Raw genomic sequence first — 24,013 nt, 5'->3', positions numbered from 1 at the left:
GACAAACTGGTCCAGGGTTGTACCGAACCGTTGTCGTGCTGGTCACCGCCGCCGCCTCGGACGGCACGGCCCGGCCCGAGCAGCGCCCGCCGTGGCGGCCGCGGGGTGTGGCTTTGTCAGGTGTGCCTCACCCGTACGCCGGGCCCGCGCCTCCCTCAAAGGACGTGCCGTACCCACACGTTGGGCTCGACGTACACCGCGTATCCGCGGGCCGGTTCGCAGTGCACCGGCACCAGTGCGCCGGGCACCTCGATCAGGCCCTCCTTGTCGAACGGCAGGCCGGTCCACTCCCGCCACTCGTCGAGCGATGCGGCGACGGTCATCGACGCAGGGGCCACCGCCTCGATGCGCGCGCCCGCCCGGACGTGCACCCGCAGCCACGGGTCGTGCGGCAGCCCGTCGTCGCGCGTGCGGAACGCGTACTCCGCCATCGGCGTCCGCGGCTCCAGGTGCTTCGCGCTCGGCCGCACCGGAGCGACGACCTCGCCGAAGCCCCGCGCTCGCGCGTTGTCACGCATCGCCGAAAGCATCCGGGCCGACAGGCCGGTGCCCTGGGCGGGCGGGGCGACGACGATCGAGATGGCGCTCACCGTGTCGGGCGTGACGCCGCGACGCCGGTCCCCGAACGCCCACACCAGCACCTCGTCCCAGCCCCGCGCGGGCAGCTCGCCAGGCCCCGCGCCCCCGACACCCGCCTGACCCGCCTGGTCCGACTGGCTCCCGAGGGCGAACGGCACGCTGTACGCGTGCGCGACCACCTCGCCGCTCTCGTCCTCGGCGAACAGCACGTACTCCGGCAGCTCCTCGGCGATGCGGCCGTAGTGCGCGTTGCCGACGGGGTCGTTGCGCAGGAACTCCGGCCAGGTGTCGGCCATTCCCGTCACCCGGCCGTGCATCTCGGGCCGCTCGGCGAGGCTCGCGATTCTCAGCACCATGCCGACACGGTAGGCACCGGCCCGGCTCCGGCGGAACCGGTTTCTCCCGGACCCGGCCCGTTCACTTCGCGTGGAACCTGCTCGGCGCCCGCGTCGAGGTTCCGCCCGAGGGGAGCTTCTGCCCGGCGCAGGTGGACAGCACCTTCTTCATCGCGGTCTTCTCCGCGTCGGTGACCCACAGCTCGTACTTCTTCTTCACGGCCACCTGCCGGGCCACATACGCGCAGCGATACGCCTTGTTGGGCGGGAGCCAGGACGCGGTGTCCCCGTCACCCTTGCTGCGGTTGCGTCCCGCGTCGACGGCGAGGAGGTTCAGCGGGTCGTTGGCCAGAGCTATCCGCTTGCTCGGGTCCCACTTCTGGGCGCCCTTCTGCCAGGCGTCCGACAGCGCGACGAGGTGGTCTATGTCGACCTCGCTGCGACCGCCGCGGACGAAGGTGACGTGCTCGTCGGTGTACGGATCGGGGTCGAGCCTGCCCGTGCGCACGCTGCACTCACCGCCGCTGAACTTCACCTCTTTCAGGTCCCGTTTGAGTATGTCGTCGCGGGTGTCGCAGCCGTTCGAGTCGGTGTCCGCCCAGGGGGTGCCGAACTTGTCCCGGTCGTATCCCGTCTTCGGCGCCCTCCCCTTGACGGTCAGTGAGTCGACGGCACTGAGGGCGGCTCCGCCCGCACCTGCCGGTTCCTCGGGTCCGGCGGAACCGGTCGTCGTCTCCGCGGTACAGCCGGTCGCGGCGAGCAGCAGAGCCGCGACGCCGGCGGCCCTGGTCCAGAACGTCACGGGCGCTCCCTCTTCTTGCCTGCCCATGTCCGCCCTGAGCGGGCGGTCTTCCTGGACCTCACCGTACTTGCCCGGAGTTGGGACAAGAACAGCAGGAGTACGGACTTACAGGTACTTCGGCGGGCAAGTGGCGCACCACCGGCGCGACCGAGGTGGTGCGGCGTCGCGGACTCGCACCTTCCCCGTCCCTGGTGCCGTCTCCGGTGTCGTCTCCGGCGGCAGCAGTCCCGAGCCGAGGACCGCTGCCCGGAACTCGCCCAGCAGCTCGACGAGTCGGCCGGTCCCGTCGCGGGGCGGGGCCGCGGATGCACGGGGTCGCGACGCTGCTGCCGTCGAGGACCCCGCTCCTTACCTGCGGGTGCGTCGTGGCTGGGCGCGCAGTTCCCCGCGCCCCATAGGGCCTTGGGGCGGGGGCTCCTCCGAGTGGGTTTCTATGAACCCAGGATCGAGGCCAGGAACTCTCCCGTCCAGGCCAGCAAGTCCCTCCCGATCAGCGGTTTTCCGCCGACCCTTGCTGTCTTGGGGCGGGGGACCAGTACCTGGTGGGCGGCCGGTTTGATCACTGTTCCCGGGTAGAGGCGTTGCAGGCGCAGTTCCTGGGACTCCCTCAACTCCACCGGCGCGAACCGGATGTTGTTGCCCTGGAGGACGACCTCACCGACCCCGCACGCCCGCGCGAGCATCCGCAGCCCCGCCACCAGGAGCAGGTTCTCCACCGGCTCGGGGAGCTTTCCGTACCGGTCGACGAGTTCCTCGCGTACCGCCTTGACGTCGTCCTCGGAGTTGACCGAGGCGATCGAGCGGTAGGCCTGCAGGCGCAGCCGCTCGCCCGGCGCGTAGTCGTGCGGGACGTGCGCGTCGACCGGGAGCTCGATCTTGACCTCCAGCGGCGGCTCCTCCACCACACCGCCCTCCATGGAGGCGCGGTAGTCCGCCACCGCCTCGCCCACCATGCGTACGTACAGGTCGAAGCCGACGCCCGCGATATGACCCGACTGCTCGCCGCCCAGCAGGTTTCCCGCGCCGCGGATCTCCAGGTCCTTCATCGCCACGTACATGCCCGCGCCCATCTCCGTGTGCTGGGCGATGGTCGCGAGGCGCTCGTGGGCCGTCTCCGTCAGCGGCTTCTCCGGGGGGTACAGGAAGTACGCGTAGCCGCGCTCACGGCCGCGGCCCACCCGGCCGCGCAGCTGGTGCAGCTGGGAGAGGCCGAAGTTGTCGCCGCGCTCCACGATCAGCGTGTTGGCGTTCGCGATGTCGATGCCCGACTCGACGATGGTCGTGGAGACGAGGACGTCGAACTTCTTCTCCCAGAAGTCGACGACCACCTGCTCCAGGGCCTGTTCGGACATCTGGCCGTGGGCCGTCGCGATCCGCGCCTCCGGCACGATCTCCCGCAGTCGCGCCGCGGCCCGGTCGATCGACTCGACCCGGTTGTGGATGTAGAAGACCTGGCCCTCCCGCAGCAGCTCCCTGCGGATCGCGGCGCCGATCTGCTTCTCCTCGTACGGGCCGACGAAGGTCAGGACCGGGTGCCGCTCCTCCGGGGGTGTCGTGATCGTCGACATCTCCCTGATCCCAGTCACCGCCATCTCCAGGGTGCGCGGGATCGGCGTGGCGGACATCGTCAGCACGTCCACGTTGGCGCGCAGCTTCTTCAGCTGCTCCTTGTGCTCGACGCCGAAACGCTGCTCCTCGTCGACGATGACGAGCCCCAGGTCCTTGAACCTGGTCTCCGTGGAGAACAGCCGGTGCGTACCGATCACCACGTCCACCGAGCCCTCCCGCAGGCCCTCAAGGGTGGCCTTCGACTCCGTGTCGGACTGGAAGCGCGACAGGGCCCGTACGTTCACCGGGAACTGCGAGTAACGGTCGCCGAACGTCCCGAAGTGCTGCTGCACCAGCAGCGTGGTGGGGACGAGGACGGCGACCTGCTTGCCGTCCTGCACCGCCTTGAAGGCCGCGCGGACCGCGATCTCCGTCTTGCCGTAACCGACGTCGCCGCAGATCAGCCGGTCCATCGGGACCGTCTTCTCCATGTCGTCCTTGACCTCGGCGATCGTCGTGAGCTGGTCGGGCGTCTCCGTGTACGGGAACGCGTCCTCCAGCTCGCGCTGCCAGGGCGTGTCACCGCCGAAGGCGTGCCCGGGGGCCGCCATCCGGGCCGAGTACAGCCTGATCAGGTCCCCGGCGATCTCCTTGACGGCCTTCTTGGCGCGCGCCTTGGTCTTCGTCCAGTCGGCGCCGCCGAGCCGGTGCAGCGTCGGGGCCTCGCCGCCCACGTACTTGGTGATCTGCTCCAGCTGGTCGGTGGGGATGTACAGGCGGTCGCCCGGCTGACCGCGCTTGGCGGGCGCGTACTCGACGACGAGGTACTCGCGGGTCGCGCCCTGCACCGTCCGCTGGACCATCTCGATGTACCGGCCGACGCCGTGCTGCTCGTGGACGATGTAGTCGCCCGTCTCCAGGGTCAGCGGGTCGATGGTCTTGCGGCGGCGGGCCGGCATCCGCGCGCCGTCCTTGCCCGCGGCCTTCTGCCCGGTCAGGTCGGTCTCGGTCAGCACGGCGAGCCGCAGCGCCGGGTCGACGAACCCGAAGTCGATCGAGCCGCACGCCACCTGCACCACCGAAGGGGCCAGCGTGCCGAGGTCCGACTCCAGGCGGGCCGCGATGCCCTCCCCGCCGAGCACCTCGACGGTACGGGCCGCGGGGCCGTGCGCCTCGGTGACGAACACCGTGCGCCAGCCGTCCGCCAGCCAGCCCTTGGTGTCCGCGAGGGCCTTCGCGGTGTCGCCGCGGTAGGTCTCGGGCGCGTGCATCCCGAGCTTCAGGGTGTCCGCGTCCCCCGCCGCGTCAGCGGCCGATGTGAACGTCTCGTCCGCCGCGAACTGCGACACCGACCACCACATCATGTCCAGCTCACGGGCCCGCTCCCGGACGTCCGCGATGGACCACAGGGACGCCGCGTCCACGTCGATCGGGGCCTCCCCGCCGCCGGCCGTCGCCGCCCAGGACGCCTGGAGGAACTCCTGCGAGGTCGCCACCAGGTCCGCCGCGCGCGTGCGCACCCGCTCCGGGTCGCAGACCAGGGCCATCGAGCCCTTGGGCAGTACGTCCACGAGCAGTTCCATGTCGTCGACGAGGACCGGGGCGAGGGACTCCATGCCCTCGACCGCGATGCCCTCGGCGATCTTGCCGAGCAGCTCGCCCAGCTCGGGGTGCTCCTCGGCGAGCGTGGCCGCCCGCGCCCGTACGTCGTCCGTGAGGAGCAGTTCCCGGCAGGGCGGCGCCCACAGTCCGTGCTCGGCGACCTCCAGGGACCGCTGGTCGGCGACCTTGAAGTATCGGATCTCCTCGACGTCGTCGCCCCAGAACTCCACGCGCAGCGGATGCTCCTCGGTGGGCGGGAAGACATCCAGGATCCCGCCCCGTACGGCGAACTCGCCGCGCTTCTCCACCAGCTCGACCCTGGCGTACGCGGCTGCCGCCAGGGCCGCCACGGTGTCGCCGAGGTCGGCGCTCTGGCCGGTCCTCAGGGCCACCGGTTCCAGGTCGCCGAGGCCCTTGACCTGGGGCTGGAGGACCGAGCGGACCGGGGCGACCACGACGGAGACCGGGCCCGTCTCCGGGTCGTCGGTCCGCGGGTGGGTGAGCCTGCGCAGGACGGCGAGCCTGCGGCCGACGGTGTCGCTGCGCGGGGAGAGGCGCTCGTGCGGGAGTGTCTCCCAGGAGGGGTACTCCACGACGGTGTCGGCCGGCAGCAGTGAGCGCAGGGCCGCCGCCAGGTCCTCGGCCTCCCGGCCGGTGGCCGTGACCGCGAGCACCGTGCGCCCTGCCTCCCTGGCCAGCGCCGCCACCGCGAACGGCCTGGTCGCGGGCGGGCCGACCAGGTCGATGTGCATGCGGTTGCCGTCGCCGGCGGCCTTCACCGCTTCGGTGAGTGCGGCGTCCTTGACGACGGCGTCGAGCAGACCGTGCAGGCTCATGGAAAGGCTTCCGTCCGAGAATCTGGGGGTGTCGGGGGTCGGGGGCGGCGAGGCGGGGGCAACGCCGACGGCCCGACACGTCTGACGGGCCGGGGGTGTCCAGGGTACGACGCCGGGATGCTCCCCGCCCGCGCGTATGGACACCATCCCTTTCTCCGCCCCCAGACCCCCGCATCGCGCTGAACGCGCTCGTCCTCAAACGCCGGACGGGCTGAAAGACGAAAAGCAGGGCGCAGCCCGCTTTTCAGGGGCGCGGGGAACTGCGCGACCAGCCACAGACGGCCCGCAGACGACAGACAGCCCGGCGCCGCCGAGTCCGAAGACTCGCCGACACCGGGCTACCGTCCCACCACGACCCCCGTACGTGGTGGACACTCAACCAGCTCAACCGGCCCAACCCGCTCAGCCAGCGGCAGCTAATCCGTTGCGATCGCGTTCAGGACATTCATCCGGCCCGCCCTGAACGCCGGCACCAGCGCCGCGAACAGCCCCACGAACGCCGAGCCGATGAACACCCCGATGATCGTCGGCCAGGGAATCTCCAGGACCTTCAGGCCCTCCAGCGCGAGGAGCCGCTGCGCGGTCGCGCCCCAGCCCATGCCCAGGCCCAGGCCGAGCAGCGCTCCGAAGAGGGCGATGACGACCGACTCCAGCCGGATCATGCGCCGCATCTGCCGCCGCGAGAGGCCGATCGCGCGCATCAGGCCGATCTCCCTGGTCCGCTCGACGACCGACAGCGCCAGGGTGTTCACCACGCCCAGGACCGCCACGATGATCGCGAGGGCCAGCAGACCGTAGACCATGTTCAGGAGCTGGCCGATCTGGTCCTTCAGCTGCTGCTTGTAGTCGGTCTGGTCACGGACCTGGTACTGCGGGTACGGGTCCAGGGCCTTCTTCAGAGCCGCGTACGCCGCCTTCTCGTGGCCCTCCTCGGCCGTGGCGAACATGATCTCGTTCGGCGGGATCTGGTCGGCCGGGACGTACTGCTCCAGCGTGGTGATGTTCAGGTAGCGCGAGCCCTTGTCGAGGGCCACGTCGTCGTCCGTGACCGCCGCGACCTTCAGCTTCGCGCTCCGGCCGCCCTTGAAGGCGACGGTCATCGTGTCGCCGACCCGCACGCCGTGCTTCTTGGCGTACTCGGAGCCGACCGACATCGCGTTCTTCCCGTACGCCGCCGACAGGTCACCGGCGATCGTCTCGCGGCTCAGGTCACTCGTGTACGTCGGGTCCGCGGCCGTGACGTCGCTGCTCTCCGTCCTGCCGTCCGGCGAGGTCAGCTCGGCCTCGACGATCTTGTAGTTGGTGACGTGCGCCAGGCCCGGCGTCGACTCGATCGCCTTCTGGGCCTGCGGCACGATCCGCTGGTTGCCCTGCACGATGAAGTCCGTGCCGACCGACTTGTCGAGCTCCTCCGTCGCGGAGGCCACCATCGAGGAGCCGACCACGGAGAGGCAGGCGACCAGCGCGAGGCCGATCATCAGGGCCGCGCCCGTGGCACCGGTGCGGCGCGGGTTGCGCAGCGCGTTGCGTTCGGCGAGGCGGCCGACGGGACCGAAGCCCCGCAGCAGGACCGCGCTGATGACCCGGACCACACCGCCCGCGAGCAGCGGGCCGATGACGACGAACCCGATCAGCGAGAGCACCACACCGGCGCCCAGCATCAGCGAACCGTCGCTCGCCTTGTCGGCGCCCGCCGCCGTGAAGAGGGCGGCGCCGCCAGCGACTGTGAGGAGCAGGCCGAGCGTGCCGCGGATCCAGCCGGCGCGGCCGTCGGCCGGCGTACCGGCGTCGCGCAGCGCGGCCATCGGGGAGACCTTGCCGGCGCGGCGGGCCGGCAGATAGGCGGCGAGGACGGTGACGACGACACCGAGGACCAGGCCGATCACGGGGGTCGCGGTCTTCACCGTCAGGTCGGCCGTGGAGAGGTTCATGCCGGCGGCCGACATCAGCTTCATCAGGCCGATCGCGATACCGACGCCCGCGGCGACACCGAGGACCGAGCCCACGACGCCGAGCAGCAGCGCCTCGACCAGCACGGACCGGTTGACCTGCTTGCGGGACGAGCCGATGGCCCGCATCAGGCCGATCTCCCGGGTGCGCTGGGCGACCAGCATCGAGAAGGTGTTGATGATGAGGAAGATGCCGACGAGGAAGGCGATCCCGGCGAAGCCCAGCATGGCGTACTTGATGACGTCCATGAACTCGCCGATGCCCTCGCGGTTCTCGTCCGAGAGCTCCTTCTGCGTCTGGACCTTGAACGCCCCGTCGGTCCCCGTGAGGGTCGTGGCGACGTGCCGCTTGAGCTGCTCGTCGCTCACACCGGCGGCCGCCGTGACGTTGATCTGGGTGAACCGGCCGGTGGAGCCGAGCAGTTCGCGCTGGGCGGTGGCGGTGTCGAAGTAGACGATCGCCGCGCCGGGGTTGGTCACCTTGAAGGTGGCGATACCGACGATCTTCGCCTTGAAGTCACCGGTGACGGCGATGGTCCGCAGCTCGTCACCCATCCTGAGGTGGTGCTTGTCCGCGGTGTCGGCGTCGACCATCACCTCGGTGGGCCCGCGCGGGGCGTGCCCGGAGGTGATCTCCATCGCCCGCAGGTCGTTCTTCGTCCAGTTGCCCGCGATCGTCGGGGCGCCGGTGCTGGACCCCATGTTCTTGTTGTCGCTGTCGACGACGGTCACGTTCATCGAACTGACCGCGCCCTCCACCGCCTTCACGCCCTCGGCCTTCTGCGTCCGGTCGATGAGCGACGCGGGCAGCGACTCCGGCCTGCCGTTCTGCGGGGTGTCGTCGGTCGAGGCCCCCTTGGGGGAGACCGTGACGTCGGACGACGTCGTCGAGAAGAGCTTGTCGAACGTCGTGTTCATCGTGTCGGTGAAGACGAGGGTGCCGCAGACGAAGGCCACCGACAGCATGACCGCCACGGCCGACAGGGCCATGCGTCCCTTGTGCGCGAAGAAGTTGCGCATCGAGGTCTTGAAGACGGTCATGACGTACGCCCCCGGGCGTCGAAGTCCTTCATGCGGTCGAGGACGGCGTCGGCGGTCGGCCGGTGCATCTCGTCGACGATCCGCCCGTCGGCCAGGTACAGCACGCGGTCCGCGTAGGAGGCGGCGACCGGGTCGTGCGTCACCATCACGATGGTCTGGCCCAGCTCGTCGACCGAGCGGCGCAGGAAGCCCAGTACCTCCGCGCCGGCGCGGGAGTCGAGGTTCCCGGTCGGCTCGTCACCGAAGATGATCTCGGGCCGCGCGGCCAGTGCCCGTGCCACCGCGACCCGCTGCTGCTGGCCGCCGGAGAGCTGGTTGGGCCGGTGCTTCAGCCGGGAGGAGAGCCCGACGGTCTCGACGACCTGCGCCAGCCAGCCCTTGTTCGGCTTGCGCCCCGCGATGTCCATCGGCAGCGTGATGTTCTCCAGGGCGTTCAGCGTCGGCAGCAGGTTGTACGCCTGGAATATGAAGCCGATCCGGTCCCGGCGCAGCTGCGTGAGCTTCTTGTCCTTGAGCCCGGTGATCTCGGTCTCGTCCAGGAAGATCTGCCCGGCGGAGACGGTGTCGAGCCCGGCGAGGCAGTGCATCAGCGTGGACTTGCCGGACCCCGAGGGGCCCATGATCGCGGTGAACTGCCCCCGTGCGATGTCCACATCGACGTGGTCCAGGGCGACGACACGGGTCTCCCCCGACCCGTACGCCTTGACGACCTGCCGTGCCCGCGCGGCAACGGCCGTACGCTCTCCAGTGCCCCCGTGCCTGGGAATGGTTACAGCCGATGTCACGGTATGTCTCCTAAGTCGGTCGCTGCCAGGGCAGCGATGATCTGCGGTCTGTGCTTCGTGGTTCGTGGTTCGTCGTCTGCGGTTCGTCGTCCGCGGTCCGCGGCGCCCACCCGTGCCGTGCGGTGACAGGCATCAGTCTCGCTGCGGAGGGCGGTGCACCGCGCTGGTGCCCAGCGCAGTCTTCTGCTGGGGTAAACCCCACCCCCGAAGGTGCGGGACACCGCCCTCAGCGGCATAAAGCCAGGTTAAGGACGACCCGCCCACCGTCTCGTCCTCCGGCGGTACGAAACCACCCCGAGCCGTAGTACTGAGGCTCCCCTAGGGGATCTCCACCCACCGGTGGAGCCCCGCTCAGGGCTGCCTCCACCTCCGGGCGCACCCGATTGCGCCCTCCCGTGCCACGGTGCCCAGGTGGGAGAGTGTCCGACGCAGGTAGATGCACGATGCAGGGGAAATGAATCCGTCCCCGGGACGCGGGACGACACACGGACACACGAGATACACGGGACACAGGGGAGACATCCGGTGGACAGCGCGACACCCGGCACACCCGGATCATCACCCGGCACGCCCGGCATACCCGGGTCCCCCGGATCGCCCGGCATACGGAAGGCGACGGCGGACCGTCCCCCGGCCCTGCGCGGGCGCCGGGCCGTCGTCGCCTCCCTCATGCTCTGCATGGGCCTGGCCGCGCTCGACTCCACCATCGTGTCGACCGCCGTCCCGCAGATCGTCGGCGACCTCGGCGGCTTCGCCCTCTTCTCCTGGCTGTTCTCCGGCTATCTGCTCGCCGTGACCGTCACGCTGCCCGTCTACGGCAAGCTCTCCGACACCTTCGGCCGCAAGCCGATCCTGATCGCCGGCTCGATCCTCTTCCTCCTCGGCTCCCTGCTCTGCGCGCTCGCCTGGAACATGGCCGCGCTGATCGCGTTCCGGATCGTCCAGGGCCTCGGCGGCGGCGCCCTCCAGGGCACGGTCCAGACGCTGGCCGCCGACCTCTACCCCCTCGAACAACGCCCCAAGATCCAGGCCAAGCTGTCCACCGTGTGGGCCGTCTCGGCGGTCGCGGGCCCGGGACTCGGCGGAGTGCTCGCCGCGTACGCCGACTGGCGCTGGATCTTCCTCATCAACCTGCCGCTCGGCGCGGTCGCCCTCTGGCTGCTGATCCGCCACCTCCACGAGCCGGAGCGGGCCGCCCCCGCCCGCCGGCCGCGCATCGACTGGGCGGGCGCGCTCACCGTCTTCGCCTGCGGCGGCGTGCTCCTCATGGCGCTGGTGCAGGGCGGGGTGGCCTGGCCGTGGCTTTCGGCACCCTCGATCGCCCTGTTCTGTACGGGACTCGGGCTCGTCGCCGTCCTCGTACTCGTCGAACGCCGGGCGGCCGAACCGATCATCCCCGGCTGGGTCTGGCGCCGGCGCACCATCGCCGCCGTGAACCTGGCACTCGGCGCGCTCGGCCTGCTCATGGTCGCCCCGACGGTCTTCCTGCCGACGTACGCGCAGGCGGTGCTCGGCCTCGCCCCCGTCACCGCCGGCTTCGTGCTCTCCGTATGGACGCTGAGCTGGCCGGTGTCGGCGGCCCTCAGCCAGCACGTCTACCGCCGTATCGGCTTCCGCAACACGGCGATGCTCGGCATCGGCACGGCCACGCTGATCCTGCTCGCCTTCCCGTTCCTGCCCTATCCCGGCGAGGCCTGGCAGCCCACCACCCTGATGTTCCTCCTCGGCGGCGCGCTCGGGCTCTTCCAACTCCCCCTGCTGATCGGCGTCCAGTCGTCCGTCGACTGGGCGGAACGCGGCACCGCCACCGCCTCCGTCCTCTTCTGCCGCCAGAGCGGCCAGACCATCGGCGCCGCCGTGTTCGGGGCGGTCGCCAACGGCGTACTGGCCGCGCGGCTGGGCGGCGCGAGCGACCTCGACTCGGTGACCACGTCACTCGAATCGGGCGCACCCGCCGAACACGTACGCCGAGCGGTCGCGGAGGCGGTCCACTCCGTCTACTTCGGCGCGGCCTGCGCGGCCGCGGCCGCCTTCCTGATCCTGCTGTTCGTGGCCCCGCGCCGCTTCCCCGTACTGAAGAGCCCCGGGGACTGAGCAGCCCCGGGGACTCCGGACCCCCGAGGGCTCAGGGCCCCGGGGACCGGCCGGTGTCCGGCGGCCGGCTCGTGCCGATCGCCAGCTCGATCTCGGCGAGCTGGGTCGCGAGGATCTCCTCGAACGCGGCCCTGCGGTCCGCTCCCAGCGGGCGGATGTCCCGGCCGAAGTGGGCCAGGGCGGGGAACCGTTCGGGGTCGGCGCCGAGCACCGCCACGCGGAACAGCTCCATGCCCTGCTCGTGCTCCTCGGCGGTGAGCGCGCTGCCCCCGGCCTCGGCGGCGATCAGGGCGGCGATGAGGACCGCGATCCGGTGGTAGCGCGCCGGGATCTGCTCGTCGGGCAGCCCCGACGCACGCAGGGCCTGCAGCACCTCTTCCATGACCAGCCGGGAACCGGTGCCGCTCGACGCGTACCGCCCCCAGACCGCGGCGAGCTGGGGCTGCCTGCCGAACGCCTCCCGCACCCGCAGGGCCAGGACCGTGATGCGCTGCCGCCAATCGCCCTCGGGCCGGTGGCCGTCCATGGCGGTCAGGAGGATCCGGTCGGCGACCGCGCGCAGCAGTTCGGTCTTGCTGCGGAAGTGCCGGTAGAGGCTGGAGGAGTCGGTCCCCAGCGTCGCGGCGAGCTTGCGCACGCTGAACGACCCCGCGTCGCCCGTCCGCAACAGCTCGGCCGCCGTGTCCAGGATCTCCTCGGTCGACCAGCGCCTTCGGCCTGTCATTCCGCCCCTCTCGTCGGGTCGTCCGGCTTCAGCCTACCTATGCACTTGGCGTTGCACGCACCGCGTGCATAATGAGGGCATGCGCTCGGCCCAGGGCGTACACACGTCATCGGCATACGACACGGCCTACGAAAAGGACCATGAGAGGACACACACCATGAGGAACCCGACGGAACCCACAGGGCTGAATCCCCCAGAACTGGACGCCGCCATCGAGAACGTCCACCGCGCCGGGATGCCGGGCCTGTTCGCCGAAGTACGGGACGGCGACCAGGTCTGGCAGGGCGCCGCCGGGGTCGCCGATGTCACCACCCGGCGCCCCGTCACCGCCGGCCTGCGGCACCGCGTCGGCAGCGTCACCAAGACCTTCACCGCGGCAGCGATTCTGCAGCAGGCGGAGAGCGGCCGGATCGATCTCGACGCACCGATCGGCCGGTACCTTCCGAAGCTGGTCCCCGGCGAACGCGGCGCCGCGATCACCGTCCGGATGCTGCTCGACCACTCCAGCGGCCTCGCCGAGTACCTCCCCTACGCCTACCCGTCCCTCAGAGCGTTCCCCGCCCTCGCCGAGACCGGGCCCCGGAGCCTGGACGACCACCGGTTCACCCGGTTCCACCCCACCGAGCTGATCGGGATGGGGGTCGCCGCGCCCGCCGCCAACACCCCGGGCGGCACTCCGGGCATGTACTCCAACACCAACTACCTGCTCCTGTGCGAACTACTGGAACACGTGACCGGCAGCACCGCCGAGCGGTGCATCACCGAGAACGTCATCGAGCGCGCCGGGCTCCGGGACACCGAACTCCCCGCCGGACCGCACATCGACGGGCCGCACTCGCGGATCTACGAGGCGTGGTTCGGCATGATCGACCCGCCGCGCGACTACTCCGTCTACGACATGTCGTGGGTGGGCCCCTCGGCGTCCCTGATATCGACCGTCGCGGACCTCAACCGCTTCTTCGCCCTGCTGTTCGCCGGGGAGATCGTCAGCCCGTCGTCCCTCGCGCAGATGCGGCGCACGGTCCCGGTCGTCTCGCAGGAGGGAAGGACGATCGAGTACGGCCTCGGCCTGCACCCGATGGAGACCCCCGGCCGGCCGGCTCCCGGACCAGACACCTTCTGGGGCCACGGCGGCACGGTCTGGGGCGCCGGAACGCTGACCATGATCCGCGCCGACGGCCGGCGGCAGATGTCCGTCGCGGTGAACCTCCAGAGGTGGCACGGACTCGACCCCTCCGGCAGGCCGCAGCCCCACCCCATCGACGCCGCACTCGCGACCCTCTACCGCGTGGCGATGCACGGCGGACAGTGATGCACGGCGGACAGTCCTGACGGGGCGGACGGGGCCGACGGGGCGATGCCGACACGCGGGCGGGCGGCGCTACTCCGCCGACGCCTCCCGTCCCGTCAACGCCGCCAGGCTGCTGCGTACGTGGTCCATGTGCGCCTGTACGCCGTCCCACTCCTCGCTGTGCTCGCGCAGGACCCGCTCCGTCTCACGGGCGAGGCGCTCCTCCAGCGCCCTGGCCCTCGTCAGCAGGTCGGCGGCGCGGGCGTCCGCGTCCTCCAGGAGATGCCGGGTCGACTCCTGGGCCTCGGCCAGGTCCCGCCCCGCCTCGGCCGCACTCTCCTCGGCACGCGCGACGAGCTCACCGTGGCGCGCCTCGAACACCGCCTCCCGCTCGTCGGCCTCACGCACGGCACTCTCCCAGCGCTCGGCGTGCTCCTTCTCCTGCTCCGCGACCAGGCTCTCGCTGCGCCACCGCGTCTCGCGCAGCGCGGCCAGCGCCTCACCGCGTCCCTCCTTCACCTCGCGCCGCGCGGAGACCCGCATCTCGTCGGCCTCGGCCTGCGCGGCCAGCAGCCGGTACCGGGCCCGCTCGTCGGCCTCCCCGCGCACCCCGTCGGCGTCCGCCCGCGCCGCCTCGGACACCCGCTCGGCCGCCGCCCGCGCCTCCTCCACAACCCCGAGCGCCTGCTGCCGCGCGCCCTCGCGCACCGCCTCGGCCTCCTCCTCACCCAGCTCGAACAGGAGCCGGGCCCGGCCGCCCAGCGTCTCGTACGTCTGAGGCGCGAGACCCGTCACGACCTCGCCCAGCCGCAGCGCCTCGGCCTCCATCTCCCGGGCCAGCACGGTCAGCCGGGCGGCCCGCTCCCACGCGGCGTCCCGGCCCGCCGAGAGCGTCGCGGCATACGCGTCGACCTGTTCGGGACGGTAACCACGCCCCCGTACGACCTCGAAGCCCTGAGACGACACCGACGCGTTGCCCATCCTCGAATCCCCTCTCCTGCGTGTCCTGCGTGCGACCACGGCGTACGACGCATGCCGTACGACGTACATCACGATGTGCCGCACATCTTGGCGGATCAGACAGAAGGGCCCCCACCACGACACTCCGCGCAAAAGGGCCGGGCCCGGTCGGTCGACCGGGCCCGGCCCTCTCGCCCGGCGCCGTCGCCCGGACTCAGTGACGCGAGGTCAGAGCAAGCCGTCCCACATCTGCTCCAGCAGCACCGACCACCAGCCCTCCGGCGACCCGAGGGCCGCCGGATCGATCGCGGCCAACTGCGCCTGGAAATCGACGGTCCAGCGCCCCGCCTGCTCCTGGTTGAGCCCGAACCGCAGCCGCCACATCCGGCCCAGCAGCGCGAGACTGCGCGCGAACTCGGGCAGCCCCGTGTTGACGAACTGCGGCGGCACGGCGGCACCGCCGGGACCCGCCTCCACCGGCACGGCCACGATGTTCGCGGTCCCGTACTGGACACAGACCGCCTTGCCGAAGTCACTGCCCATGACGAGGTACGAGCCCGCGTCCGCGGCCGGCTGCACCCCGCGCTCCTGCGCCAGTTCGGCGAGCGTCGGCACCGGACGGCCCGGCTGGGCCTGCGCCCAGAAGAACGGGTTCATGTCGACGGGCAGCCCGGCCACCACCAGGGTGTGCGCCACGATCGGCGGCACCCCCTGCCGCGACACCGCCGCCTGGTCGAACCGGAACACCCCGGGACCGAACGCCCCCGCCAGCTCCTGCGCGATCGCCTCCGGCGGAACCGGAGGCGCCGACTGGACCGGCGGCAACGGCGCCCGCACCGGACCCGGCCGCGCCGGACCGTCCGCCACCTGATGCAACTCACCCTGATGCGCGAGCAGTTGAGCCATGCCCTGCTGGCGGCTCGCATGATCGGTGCCGTACGAGGCGATGCTCGTGATCCGCGCCTGCGGCCAGGTCTCCCGGATCATCCGCGCGCAGTACGCGCCCGGCAGCTCACAGGACTCCAGCTCCGTGTGCAGCTCCAGAACCTGCTGCGGCGGCACGTTCATAGCCCGCAGCTCGTGCAGGATCTGCCACTCCGGATGCGGGGTGCCCGGCGCGGACCGCCGGATCAGCTGCTGCTCGCTGCCGTCCTGGGCGCGGTAGCGCAGGACCGCCTGGTAGCCGGGGCCGACCGTGGGCTGGGCCTGCTGGGGGTAACCGTAGGCAGGGGGCTGTCCGGGCAACGACTGCCCCGGCACCGGCTGACCGGGGAACGGCCCCTGCCCCGGGAAGGACTGCTGACCGGCCAGGTGCGGGGCGGGCGGCGGCATACCGGGGGCGCCGGGCGGCATCCCGGGCGGACCCGGGGCGGGGGGCGGCGGCGGAGCCGTCCCCGGACCACCGACCGGCGGACCGGACAGCATGGTCGCCGCGTGATGGACCCCACCGGGCGGCGTACCACCCGGAGCACCCGGAGCACTCGGCACACCGGGAGCACCGGGCGCGCCGGGAGCACCCGGGGCGCCCGGAGGCGGCGGGGGGGCACCGGGGCCGCCGACCGCGGGGCCGGCGAGCATGGTCGCCGCGTGATGGACCCCACCGGCGGGCGTACCACCGGGAGCGTGGGGAGCACCGGGACCCTGCGGGGCACCGGGGGCGCCCGGAGCACCCGGAGGCTGCGGAGCCCTGGGGCCGCCCGACGGACCCGGCTGACCCGGCTGCCCTGACGGTCCCGCCGGGCCTCCGGGGCCCTCCGGCCCGTCCGGGCCGAGCTGTGAGACGAGCTGCGTCGGCACGTACCCACCGGCCGGGGCACCCGGCGCACCGGGGCCGGACGCCGGAGCCGGGGCCGGGGCCGGAGCACCCGGCCGCGCGCCCGGCGTACCGGGCGCCCCGGGAGGCGGCGGCGTACCGGCCGCACCCGCACCCCGCGCACCACGCGGCGGAGCCTGCGCCTTGCTGGTCGCCGCGTCGGCGATGTCACCGGCACCGGGCGGCAACGGCCGGCCGCCCTGCGCACCCGGACCGGACTGCGGCTGCGGCGGCTGCTGCTCGTCCAGCGCGGGCACGGCACTCGTACGCGGCAACTGGCTGCCGCCCGAGATCAGCTTGGTCCTGGCCTCCGGCGGCGTCTGCGGCGGGGGCGGCGGCGTGACACCGTCGCCGACATCGCGGAGCTGCGGCGCGTACACCGTCGCGGGCAGCGGCACCGAACGGTCGTCGGACTCGGCGTTCGTGTCCGTCCCGGCCCACGGAGTCGCGTCGGCAGGCACATCCGCGGCAGCGGGTACGCCCCCGCCCGCCGCGGGCCACGGCGTCCCCCCGCCCGGAGCGGCGGGCGCGCCGGCCGCGGGCCCCGGCAACGTCTCGGGCAACGGCCCCACGGGCCCGCCAGGACCCCCAGGACCGCCGTGCGCGCCAGGCGCGGCGTCCGCCGGAGGAACCGCGGCAGCGGCGGCGCCCGGCCGGGAACCAGCCCCCGCGCCCGCACCGGTCCCCGCCCCGCCCGACGTACCGTCCCGGCGGTCCGGGATCCCGATCCGGTCCGCCGCCTCCTGCAGCCACTCCGGCGGAGTGAGCAGGAACGACGTCTGGTTGAGGTCCACCCGCGCGGGGGGCACCGGCGCCTGGTCGGACACCGGGTCCGGCAGCCCGTACTCCTCCTCGTACCGGCGGATCACCTCACCCACCGGCAGCGACGGCCACAACGTGGCGTCCCCGCTGTCCCGCGCGATGACGAGCCGCTGGGCACCACCGTCGGAACGCGGACCGTCCGCCCGGTCCTCCGCCCACACCACGAACCCGAGATCGAACTCCCGCACCCGCACCTCACGGTGCTGATAACCGGGCAGGTCCCCGTTGATCCACTCTTCCGCGCGCTCCTGCGCCTGCGCGAAGGTCACCATCGGACGCTCACTCCCCCACCGAAGACACGGCGGACACCGGCACCGCCCGCGCGAAACCACCGTCCACCATCAGGTTCGCCACCGTCTCCAGCTCCGGCGGACTGCCCGCCAGCCGGGACAGGAACTGATCGAAGTCGTCACCACAGGGCAGCAGCAGCCGCTGCACGCGCTCCGCGGGCGGCCACGCGTCCTGGTCACGGGCGTCGTCGTACGCGCAGAACCACACCGAACCGACCCGCTCGCCCTTCACCTTCACCGCGAGCAGCCCGCCCTGCACGAACCCGACACCCAGGTAGTCCTTGGTCAGATGGTCCCGCAAGCACTTGTTCACATAGACGAGATCGTTGACGGCGGCCTCGTCCCGCACCGTGAAGAACGGCTGGTCCAGCAACAACCCCAGCTCCGCGTCCAACGCGGTCCCACTCGGCGCACACCCACCGGCAGCCTTCAGGAACGACCGGTACGCACCCGGCAACCGGTACCCGAGATCCTCCTCGACCCCCAGCACCTGCTGCTCGGTCACCGCGACCGACGCCTTCGGCAGCCCGAAGTGCGCGGGCCGCGTCTCCTGCAACGGCCGCGTACCCCGCTTGCCCTGGTCGACCACCGCCGTGGCAAGCCCACCGTGATGCCGCAGCAGCGCCTTCACCTCGACCGGCACCAGCTCCAGCCGACGCGAACGCGGCACGTGGTGCCACGTCCAGCCGTGCGGAGTCGCCACCGCCGGAATCGTGTCCCACAGCTCATGCCCCGACGCCGCCAGCGCGGCGTTCGCCGACACATAATCGGTCAACCGCAACTCGTCGACACCGAAACCCTCCGGCGGATCGGCGATCTCGGCAGCCGCACGCGCATAGAACGAGAAGTCGGGATACCCGACCTCGTCGATACGTACCCCTCTCGGGTGACGTGCCGCCCGAACCGGATCCGGGAAGTGCACGACCTGCCCGGCATAAGCCGCGTTCGGCGGCGCGGCTTGTCCCGCGGCCTGGCGGCCGGGAGGTGCCCCCAGCCCGAGCCGACCTGTCGTCATGGCGGTTGCCCCCTGCGGCATTCTGAAGGATCGCGGATGCCGACAGCCTATGCGGTGGAACGACACCGGTCACCGGGCCTCCTCCCCCGCACCGGCCGACCACACACCGGTTCCGTGACCTGCCGTCATCGAGCCGTGACGGTACGACGAAGACCTCGCGTGTCGGACCTCCTCAGCTTCCACACAGGCCCCGGAGTTTGGCACTCTGTCCAAGCACCGGGGGATGCAATAAGGGGAGGAACGAGACAATGAGCACGACGCAGACAGGTACGTCCGGAGATCCACGAGTCGGCTGGAGCAGCACCGAGACACCCGCCGCCCCGGCCCTCCTCCACCGCCGCGACGGCATCCTGCCCACCATCGCCGCCGCCCTCTCCGTACGAGGCGCCACCCTCACCGGCACAGCCGGCCGCGGCGACCAGCCACCACCCCTGCACCCCCTCGTACGAGACTTCCTCGACACCCTCACCAGCAGCCAGCGCGACCGCTTCACCGGCCGCTGCGCCGAAGCCATCCTCATCTCCCGCCACCTCGGCACCGCCGACGAAGCCCGCTCCAAACGCGCCGCCCGAAAACCCATGACCAACGGCGAGGCCCGCAGATCCCTCAAACAGGCCAAACTCACCGCCCGCCGCATCCGCGAGGACGGCGACCCCCTCCACGGCAGCTTCGCCCCACCCTGCCGCGCCTGCACCGCCCTCAGCGCCCACTTCGGCGTACGCATCGTCGACCCGACCACCCAGGAGAACTGACCCCGCACCTCCCACCCCCACCAAGGCGCCACCGACGCCACCAGAAGCCGCCGGCCGCGAACCCGCCACCCCGCACCGGCAGCCCGGACCGATCGCGAAGGCAGATGCACACCGAACGCACCGCCGCCTCCACCTCCACCACCCGCTTCTCCGTCCAGGTCGACGCAGCACTGCGCTCCGCCGGCTGGCGACCGGGCCGCTGGGACATAAAACAAGCCGAATTCTGGGCCGACACCCTGCGCGACCACGAGTCCACCGCAGGGCACCGCCACGCCGTGTTCCCGGCCGCGGTGGAAGCCTGGGCGGAGTTCGGCGGGCTCCACCTCAGCACCGCCGAGGCCGGCCGGCAGATCGCCTCCTCGCCCCTGCACCTGGACCCCCTGCACGGCCTCCACATGGCCCGCACCCTCGCCGACCTCGGCAGAGCCCTGGACACCGAAGTGGCCCCCCTCGGCGAGGAGACCGACAGCAGAGCCCTCCTGGCCATCGACACCATGGGGCGCGTCTACACCCTCGACCACACCGGCGACTGGTACGTCGGAGCCGACATCGACCAGGCCCTCACCACCCTCATCGCGGGCAGGGAACCGGTACGCTTGACCGTCGGCTGAACCGACACAGCCCCCTGACGTTCACGGACGCTCAGGGACGTTCACGGACGCTCAGGGACGTTCACGCCCCGGCCGGAATGACCGCCGACACCCGGAACCCACCCGCGTCCGTCGGCCCCGACACGAACACCCCGCCGAGCCCCACGACCCGCTCCTTCATCCCCAGCAGCCCATTCCCCCCACTGGGCAGCCTGGCATCCGACGCGGCCCCCGGCTCCGGCGGCGGACCGTTCTCCACCTGCATCGCGATCTCCACCCCCCGATGCGCCAGCCGCACCCGCGTCTTCGCCCCCGCCGCATGCTTGTGGACGTTCGTCAACGCCTCCTGCACCACGCGATAAGCGGTCTGCTCCACCGCCGACGCGTACGCCCGCGCCTTCCCCTCCACCGACAGATCCACCACCATCCCCGCGGCAGCCGACTGCCCCACCAACTCCTCAAGATCATCAAGGCACGGCCCNNNTCCCCCGCCGCCTCCTCCTCGGCGACCCGCGACGCCGCGGCGGCCGCAGCGGCCGCCGCCCCCACCGCCGCCAACGGCACCGCCTGCACCTGCCCCGGCCCGAACCCGGCCCCCGCCCTCGCCGACCCGTCCCCCGTACGCAGCACCCCCAGCATCTCCCGCAACTCGGTCAACGCCTGGCGCCCCATGTCCCCCACCAACGACGCGTTCTTCACAGCCTTCTCAGGATCCTTACGCGCCACCGCCTGCAACGCCGCCGCGTGCACCACCATCAACGACACCCGGTGCGCGACCACATCGTGCATCTCCCGCGCGATCCGCGTCCGCTCCTCGTTACGCGCCCACTCCGCCCGCTCCTCCGCACGCTCCGCCAGCAGCATCAACTCCCGCTCCAGCGAGTCCGCACGCTCCCGCAGGCTCTCCATCAACCGCCGCCGCGCCCCCACGTACAACCCGAGCAGAATCGGCGGCGCCGTCATCCCCAGCGACGTCGTGATCGACACGAAGGGCACGAACCAGTCCCCCAGCGCCACATCCCCCCGCACCATCCCCTGGTGCGCCCGCACATACGTGACGATGAGCATCCCCAGCATCGACATGCCGGCGAGCGCCCCGATGATCCGCCGCGGCAACTCGGACGCCGCCAGCGTGTACAGCCCGACGAGCCCCATCAGGAACCCCATCTGGGCCGGTGTGATCGCGATCGACACCAGCACGACAGCGATCGGCCAACGCCGCCGGAACAGCAGCATCGCCCCCGCCGCGGCCCCGAACAACATCCCCGCCGGCACCGGGACCCCCGCCGCGTCCGCGAACGGGAACCCCTCCACCGCGCACTCCACGGACGACACCACCGCGAGGCTCCCGTCGAGCACCGCGCTGCGCCACCTCGCCCACCACCACGGCCCGGTCAAGGCCGAGGTGTGGTCTTCCCCCGTCGTGGTCATGCCTCCAGCCTACGGTCGCCGCCCGCCCCTTTTCCGGTGAGTTTCCCGTACTGGCCTACACCACTCCACGTAATCGAACAGAAGCGAAACGGGCCGGTATCCCTCGAACTGCTGAATCGCCCACCGTTCGACCCCGGAGGCCCGCATTCCGCCCGGACGGTATGCCTATGACATACGCGCAGAGAAAATACGCGGACTTCGAGGGGCTGCGGGAACGGGCGATCGCCCTGCGCCGCGAGGGGTACAGCCTCCGGCGGATCCGTGACGAGCTGAAGATCTTCAACAACGACATCCTCAACCGACTGGTGAAAGGCGAGCCACCACCGGAGTGGACCAAGCGCCCCCGCGCCAAGGACGACCTGCGGAAGAAGGCGAGGGAGCTTCGCCTCCAGGGCTGGACCTACGACCGCATCCAGGCCGAGTTGGGCTGCTCGAAGAGTTCGATCTCCCTATGGGTACGGGACCTGCCGAAGCCGGAGCCCCGCGACTCGGTCGAACAGGCGAAGCTGGCCGCACAGAAACGGTGGGAGCACGAACTGGCGGTACGCGACGAGGAACGCAGGCGGACGAAGGAGGCAGCCGCTCTCGAGATCGGCCCGATGACCGGCCGGGACCTGTTCGTGGCCGGAGTCGCCCTGTACTGGGCCGAAGGTTCGAAGGACAAGCCGTACGCCCGGCGGGAGACGGTCACCTTCGTCAACAGCGACCCGGGTGTCATCCGGCTCTACCTGGCGTGGCTGACCCTGCTGGGCGTCACGCCTGAACGTCTGCAGTACCGAGTCATGATCCACATGACGGCCGACGTGGACGGCGCCGAGCGCTACTGGGCCGATCTGGTCGGAGTCGACGTCAGCGCGTTCCAGAGGACGACCATCAAGAAGCACAACCCCAGGACCCTCCGCAAGAACGTGGGCGAGAACTACCGGGGCTGCCTCGTGGTCCGCGTATCGCAGGGGGCCGAGCTGTACCGCCGTGTCGAAGGCTGGTGGTCCGGGATGGTGGACTCCACCGGCAGGGATCATGCCCCTCCCCTCCTCCGGTAAGGTTTGCGCAGCAATCCGCCGTGGGGTAGCGGCATCCCGCAGGCCTTTGGAGCCTTGAGACGCTGGTTCGAATCCAGCCGGCGGAGCTGCACAGCTCGGGCCCTGACATCCCTGTCAGGGCCCGCTCTCATGTCGCTCCTGAAACGTCCCGGTATCCTGCGGATGTCCGCACCCCAGACACCAGTAGCCGAAGGGCATATCCGTGAGCGCCAACCTTCCCCAAGCTCTCGGCTCCGGAGCAGGGGAGACCCCACTCGCAGCCGTCGTCGTTCTCGCAGCGGGTGAGGGCACCCGTATGAAGTCGGCCACACCCAAGGTCCTGCACGAGCTCTGCGGCCGTTCCCTCGTCGGCCATGTGCTCGCCGCGGCGAGCGAGTTGGACCCCGAGAACCCCGAGAAGCTCATCGTGGTCGTGGGCCACGCCCGCGAGAAGGTCACCGCGCACCTCGCCGAGACCGCCCCGGGCGTCCGCACGGCCGTGCAGGCCGAGCAGAACGGCACGGGGCACGCCGTGCGGATGGGCCTGGAGGAGCTGGGCGGCGTCGTCGACGGCACGGTCGTGGTCGTCTGCGGCGACACCCCCCTGCTCACCGGCGCCACCCTCCAGCGGCTCGCCGCGACGCACACGGGCGACGGCAACGCGGTCACCGTGCTCACCGCCGAGGTGCCGGACGCCACCGGATACGGCCGGATCGTCCGGGACAGCGCCTCGGGCGCCGTGACGGCGATCGTCGAGCACAAGGACGCCACCGACTCGCAGCGCGCGATCCGTGAGATCAACTCCGGTGTCTTCGCGTTCGACGGGCAGCTCCTCGCGGACGCGCTCGGCAAGGTCCGCACCGACAACAGCCAGGGCGAGGAGTACCTCACGGACGTCCTCGGCATCCTCCGCGAGGCCGGGCACCGCGTCGGCGCCGCCGTGGCCGGCGACCACCGTGAGATCGCCGGGATCAACAACCGCGTACAGCTGGCGCAGGCCCGCCGCATCCTCAACGACCGGCTGCTGGAGCGGGCGATGCTCGCGGGCGTGACCGTCGTCGACCCGGCCTCGACCTGGGTCGACGTCACCGTCACCTTCGAGCAGGACGCGATCGTGCACCCGGGCACCCAGCTCCAGGGCGCCACGCACCTGGCCGAGGGCGCCGAGGTGGGCCCCAACTCCCGCCTGAACGACACCAGGGTGGGCGCGGGCGCACGGGTCGACAACACCGTCGCGAACGGCGCGGAGGTCGGCCCCCAGGCGAACGTGGGCCCGTACGCGTATCTCCGCCCCGGCACCCGTCTCGGCCTGAAGGCCAAGGTGGGTACGTATGTGGAGACGAAGAACGCCACGATCGGCGAGGGCACGAAGGTGCCGCATCTGTCGTACGTGGGGGACGCGACGATCGGTGAGTACTCGAACATCGGCGCGGCGAGTGTCTTCGTGAACTACGACGGTGAGGCCAAGCACCACACGACGGTGGGGTCGCACTGCAAGACGGGTTCGGACAACATGTTTGTGGCGCCTGTCACCATCGGGGACGGTGCGTACACCGCAGCGGGGTCCGTGATCACGAAGGATGTGCCGCCCGGTTCGCTGGCCGTGGCCCGTGGCCAGCAGCGGAATATCGAGGGCTGGGTGGCCCGTAAGCGTCCGGGGAGCGCGGCCGCGAAGGCCGCCGAGGCGACGTCGCGCGAGGCGGCCGGCGAAAGCTGACCGGAAAAGGTCGGG

The 24,013-nt window shown here is 71.5% G+C and carries 15 protein-coding genes, 1 tRNA gene and 1 pseudogene; 7 read left to right on the top strand and 10 right to left on the bottom strand.

The features are described from left to right. Positions 1–155 precede the first annotated feature (155 nt). From ACLVWQ_RS18515 to ACLVWQ_RS18495, 5 genes are all read right to left on the bottom strand, one after another. Positions 156–935 carry an N-acetyltransferase gene (locus ACLVWQ_RS18515; RefSeq protein WP_414109948.1) on the bottom strand — a complete coding sequence of 260 codons (780 nt, stop codon included), beginning with the start codon at positions 933–935 and terminating at the stop codon, positions 156–158. A gap of 61 nt (positions 936–996) precedes the next feature. After that, complete coding sequence (locus ACLVWQ_RS18510; RefSeq protein WP_414109946.1) at positions 997–1,743, bottom strand: HNH endonuclease family protein; 747 nt, start codon at positions 1,741–1,743, stop codon at positions 997–999. 404 nt (positions 1,744–2,147) lie between these two features. Then, the gene (gene mfd / locus ACLVWQ_RS18505; RefSeq protein WP_414109945.1) at positions 2,148–5,702 is read right to left on the bottom strand and encodes a transcription-repair coupling factor; all 3,555 of its coding nucleotides are present in this window, start codon (positions 5,700–5,702) and stop codon (positions 2,148–2,150) included. Positions 5,703–6,118: 416 nt separating this feature from the next. Next, entirely contained in the window at positions 6,119–8,692 is a 2,574-nt protein-coding gene (locus ACLVWQ_RS18500; protein ID WP_414109943.1) for an ABC transporter permease, read from the bottom strand. Beyond that, a complete protein-coding gene (locus ACLVWQ_RS18495) occupies positions 8,689–9,477 on the bottom strand; it encodes an ABC transporter ATP-binding protein (protein ID WP_414109941.1) in 789 nt (262 codons plus the stop codon). The genes ACLVWQ_RS18500 and ACLVWQ_RS18495 overlap by 4 nt, the downstream gene beginning before the upstream one ends. Positions 9,478–10,080: 603 nt before the next feature. Between ACLVWQ_RS18495 and ACLVWQ_RS18490 the strand changes: the two genes are divergently transcribed. Next, complete coding sequence (locus ACLVWQ_RS18490) at positions 10,081–11,571, top strand: MFS transporter (RefSeq protein ID WP_414110379.1); 1,491 nt, start codon at positions 10,081–10,083, stop codon at positions 11,569–11,571. 31 nt (positions 11,572–11,602) lie between these two features. On the opposite strand, the gene ACLVWQ_RS18485 is transcribed toward ACLVWQ_RS18490, so the two are convergent. Continuing rightward, positions 11,603–12,295, bottom strand: coding sequence for a TetR/AcrR family transcriptional regulator (locus tag ACLVWQ_RS18485; RefSeq protein ID WP_414109939.1), 693 nt, complete (start codon positions 12,293–12,295; stop codon positions 11,603–11,605). A gap of 157 nt (positions 12,296–12,452) precedes the next feature. On the opposite strand from ACLVWQ_RS18485, the gene ACLVWQ_RS18480 reads away from it, so the two are divergent. Then, the gene (locus ACLVWQ_RS18480) at positions 12,453–13,607 is read left to right on the top strand and encodes a serine hydrolase domain-containing protein (protein ID WP_414109937.1); all 1,155 of its coding nucleotides are present in this window, start codon (positions 12,453–12,455) and stop codon (positions 13,605–13,607) included. Between the two features lie 69 nt (positions 13,608–13,676). On the opposite strand, the gene ACLVWQ_RS18475 is transcribed toward ACLVWQ_RS18480, so the two are convergent. The 3 genes from ACLVWQ_RS18475 to ACLVWQ_RS18465 form a co-directional block, all read right to left on the bottom strand. Then, positions 13,677–14,567, bottom strand: a complete 891-nt coding sequence (locus ACLVWQ_RS18475; RefSeq protein ID WP_414109936.1) for a cellulose-binding protein — start codon at positions 14,565–14,567, stop codon at positions 13,677–13,679. Between the two features lie 207 nt (positions 14,568–14,774). Then, positions 14,775–17,453, bottom strand: coding sequence for an SUKH-4 family immunity protein (locus ACLVWQ_RS18470; RefSeq protein WP_414109935.1), 2,679 nt, complete (start codon positions 17,451–17,453; stop codon positions 14,775–14,777). A 7-nt stretch (positions 17,454–17,460) separates the two neighbouring features. After that, positions 17,461–18,486: an SMI1/KNR4 family protein gene (locus tag ACLVWQ_RS18465; protein WP_414110378.1), complete on the bottom strand. Its 1,026-nt coding sequence runs from the start codon at positions 18,484–18,486 to the stop codon at positions 17,461–17,463. A 248-nt stretch (positions 18,487–18,734) separates the two neighbouring features. On the opposite strand from ACLVWQ_RS18465, the gene ACLVWQ_RS18460 reads away from it, so the two are divergent. Together ACLVWQ_RS18460 and ACLVWQ_RS18455 are read left to right on the top strand one after the other, a co-directional pair. Continuing rightward, positions 18,735–19,238 carry a YwqJ-related putative deaminase gene (locus tag ACLVWQ_RS18460; protein ID WP_414109933.1) on the top strand — a complete coding sequence of 168 codons (504 nt, stop codon included), beginning with the start codon at positions 18,735–18,737 and terminating at the stop codon, positions 19,236–19,238. 104 nt (positions 19,239–19,342) lie between these two features. Continuing rightward, entirely contained in the window at positions 19,343–19,849 is a 507-nt protein-coding gene (locus ACLVWQ_RS18455) for an SUKH-3 domain-containing protein (RefSeq protein WP_414109932.1), read from the top strand. Between the two features lie 61 nt (positions 19,850–19,910). On the opposite strand, the pseudogene ACLVWQ_RS18450 reads toward ACLVWQ_RS18455, so the two are convergent. Next, positions 19,911–21,259 (bottom strand): annotated as a pseudogene (locus ACLVWQ_RS18450) (sensor histidine kinase). 167 nt (positions 21,260–21,426) lie between these two features. Here ACLVWQ_RS18450 and ACLVWQ_RS18445 point away from each other — a divergent pair. The 3 genes from ACLVWQ_RS18445 (at position 21,427) to glmU (ending at position 23,998) form a co-directional block, all read left to right on the top strand. Continuing rightward, entirely contained in the window at positions 21,427–22,302 is an 876-nt protein-coding gene (locus ACLVWQ_RS18445) for a hypothetical protein (protein WP_414109931.1), read from the top strand. Positions 22,303–22,316: 14 nt separating this feature from the next. Continuing rightward, positions 22,317–22,388: transfer RNA gene (locus tag ACLVWQ_RS18440), tRNA-Gln, on the top strand. A gap of 116 nt (positions 22,389–22,504) precedes the next feature. After that, positions 22,505–23,998, top strand: coding sequence for a bifunctional UDP-N-acetylglucosamine diphosphorylase/glucosamine-1-phosphate N-acetyltransferase GlmU (gene glmU / locus ACLVWQ_RS18435; RefSeq protein WP_414109930.1), 1,494 nt, complete (start codon positions 22,505–22,507; stop codon positions 23,996–23,998). Positions 23,999–24,013 lie beyond the last annotated feature (15 nt).

The organism is Streptomyces sp. CWNU-52B (genome assembly GCF_047444975.1).
Classification (GTDB): Bacteria; Actinomycetota; Actinomycetes; order Streptomycetales; family Streptomycetaceae; genus Streptomyces.
Note: the sequence above shows the minus strand (reverse complement) of the source record. Positions and strands in the feature narration are given on the sequence as shown.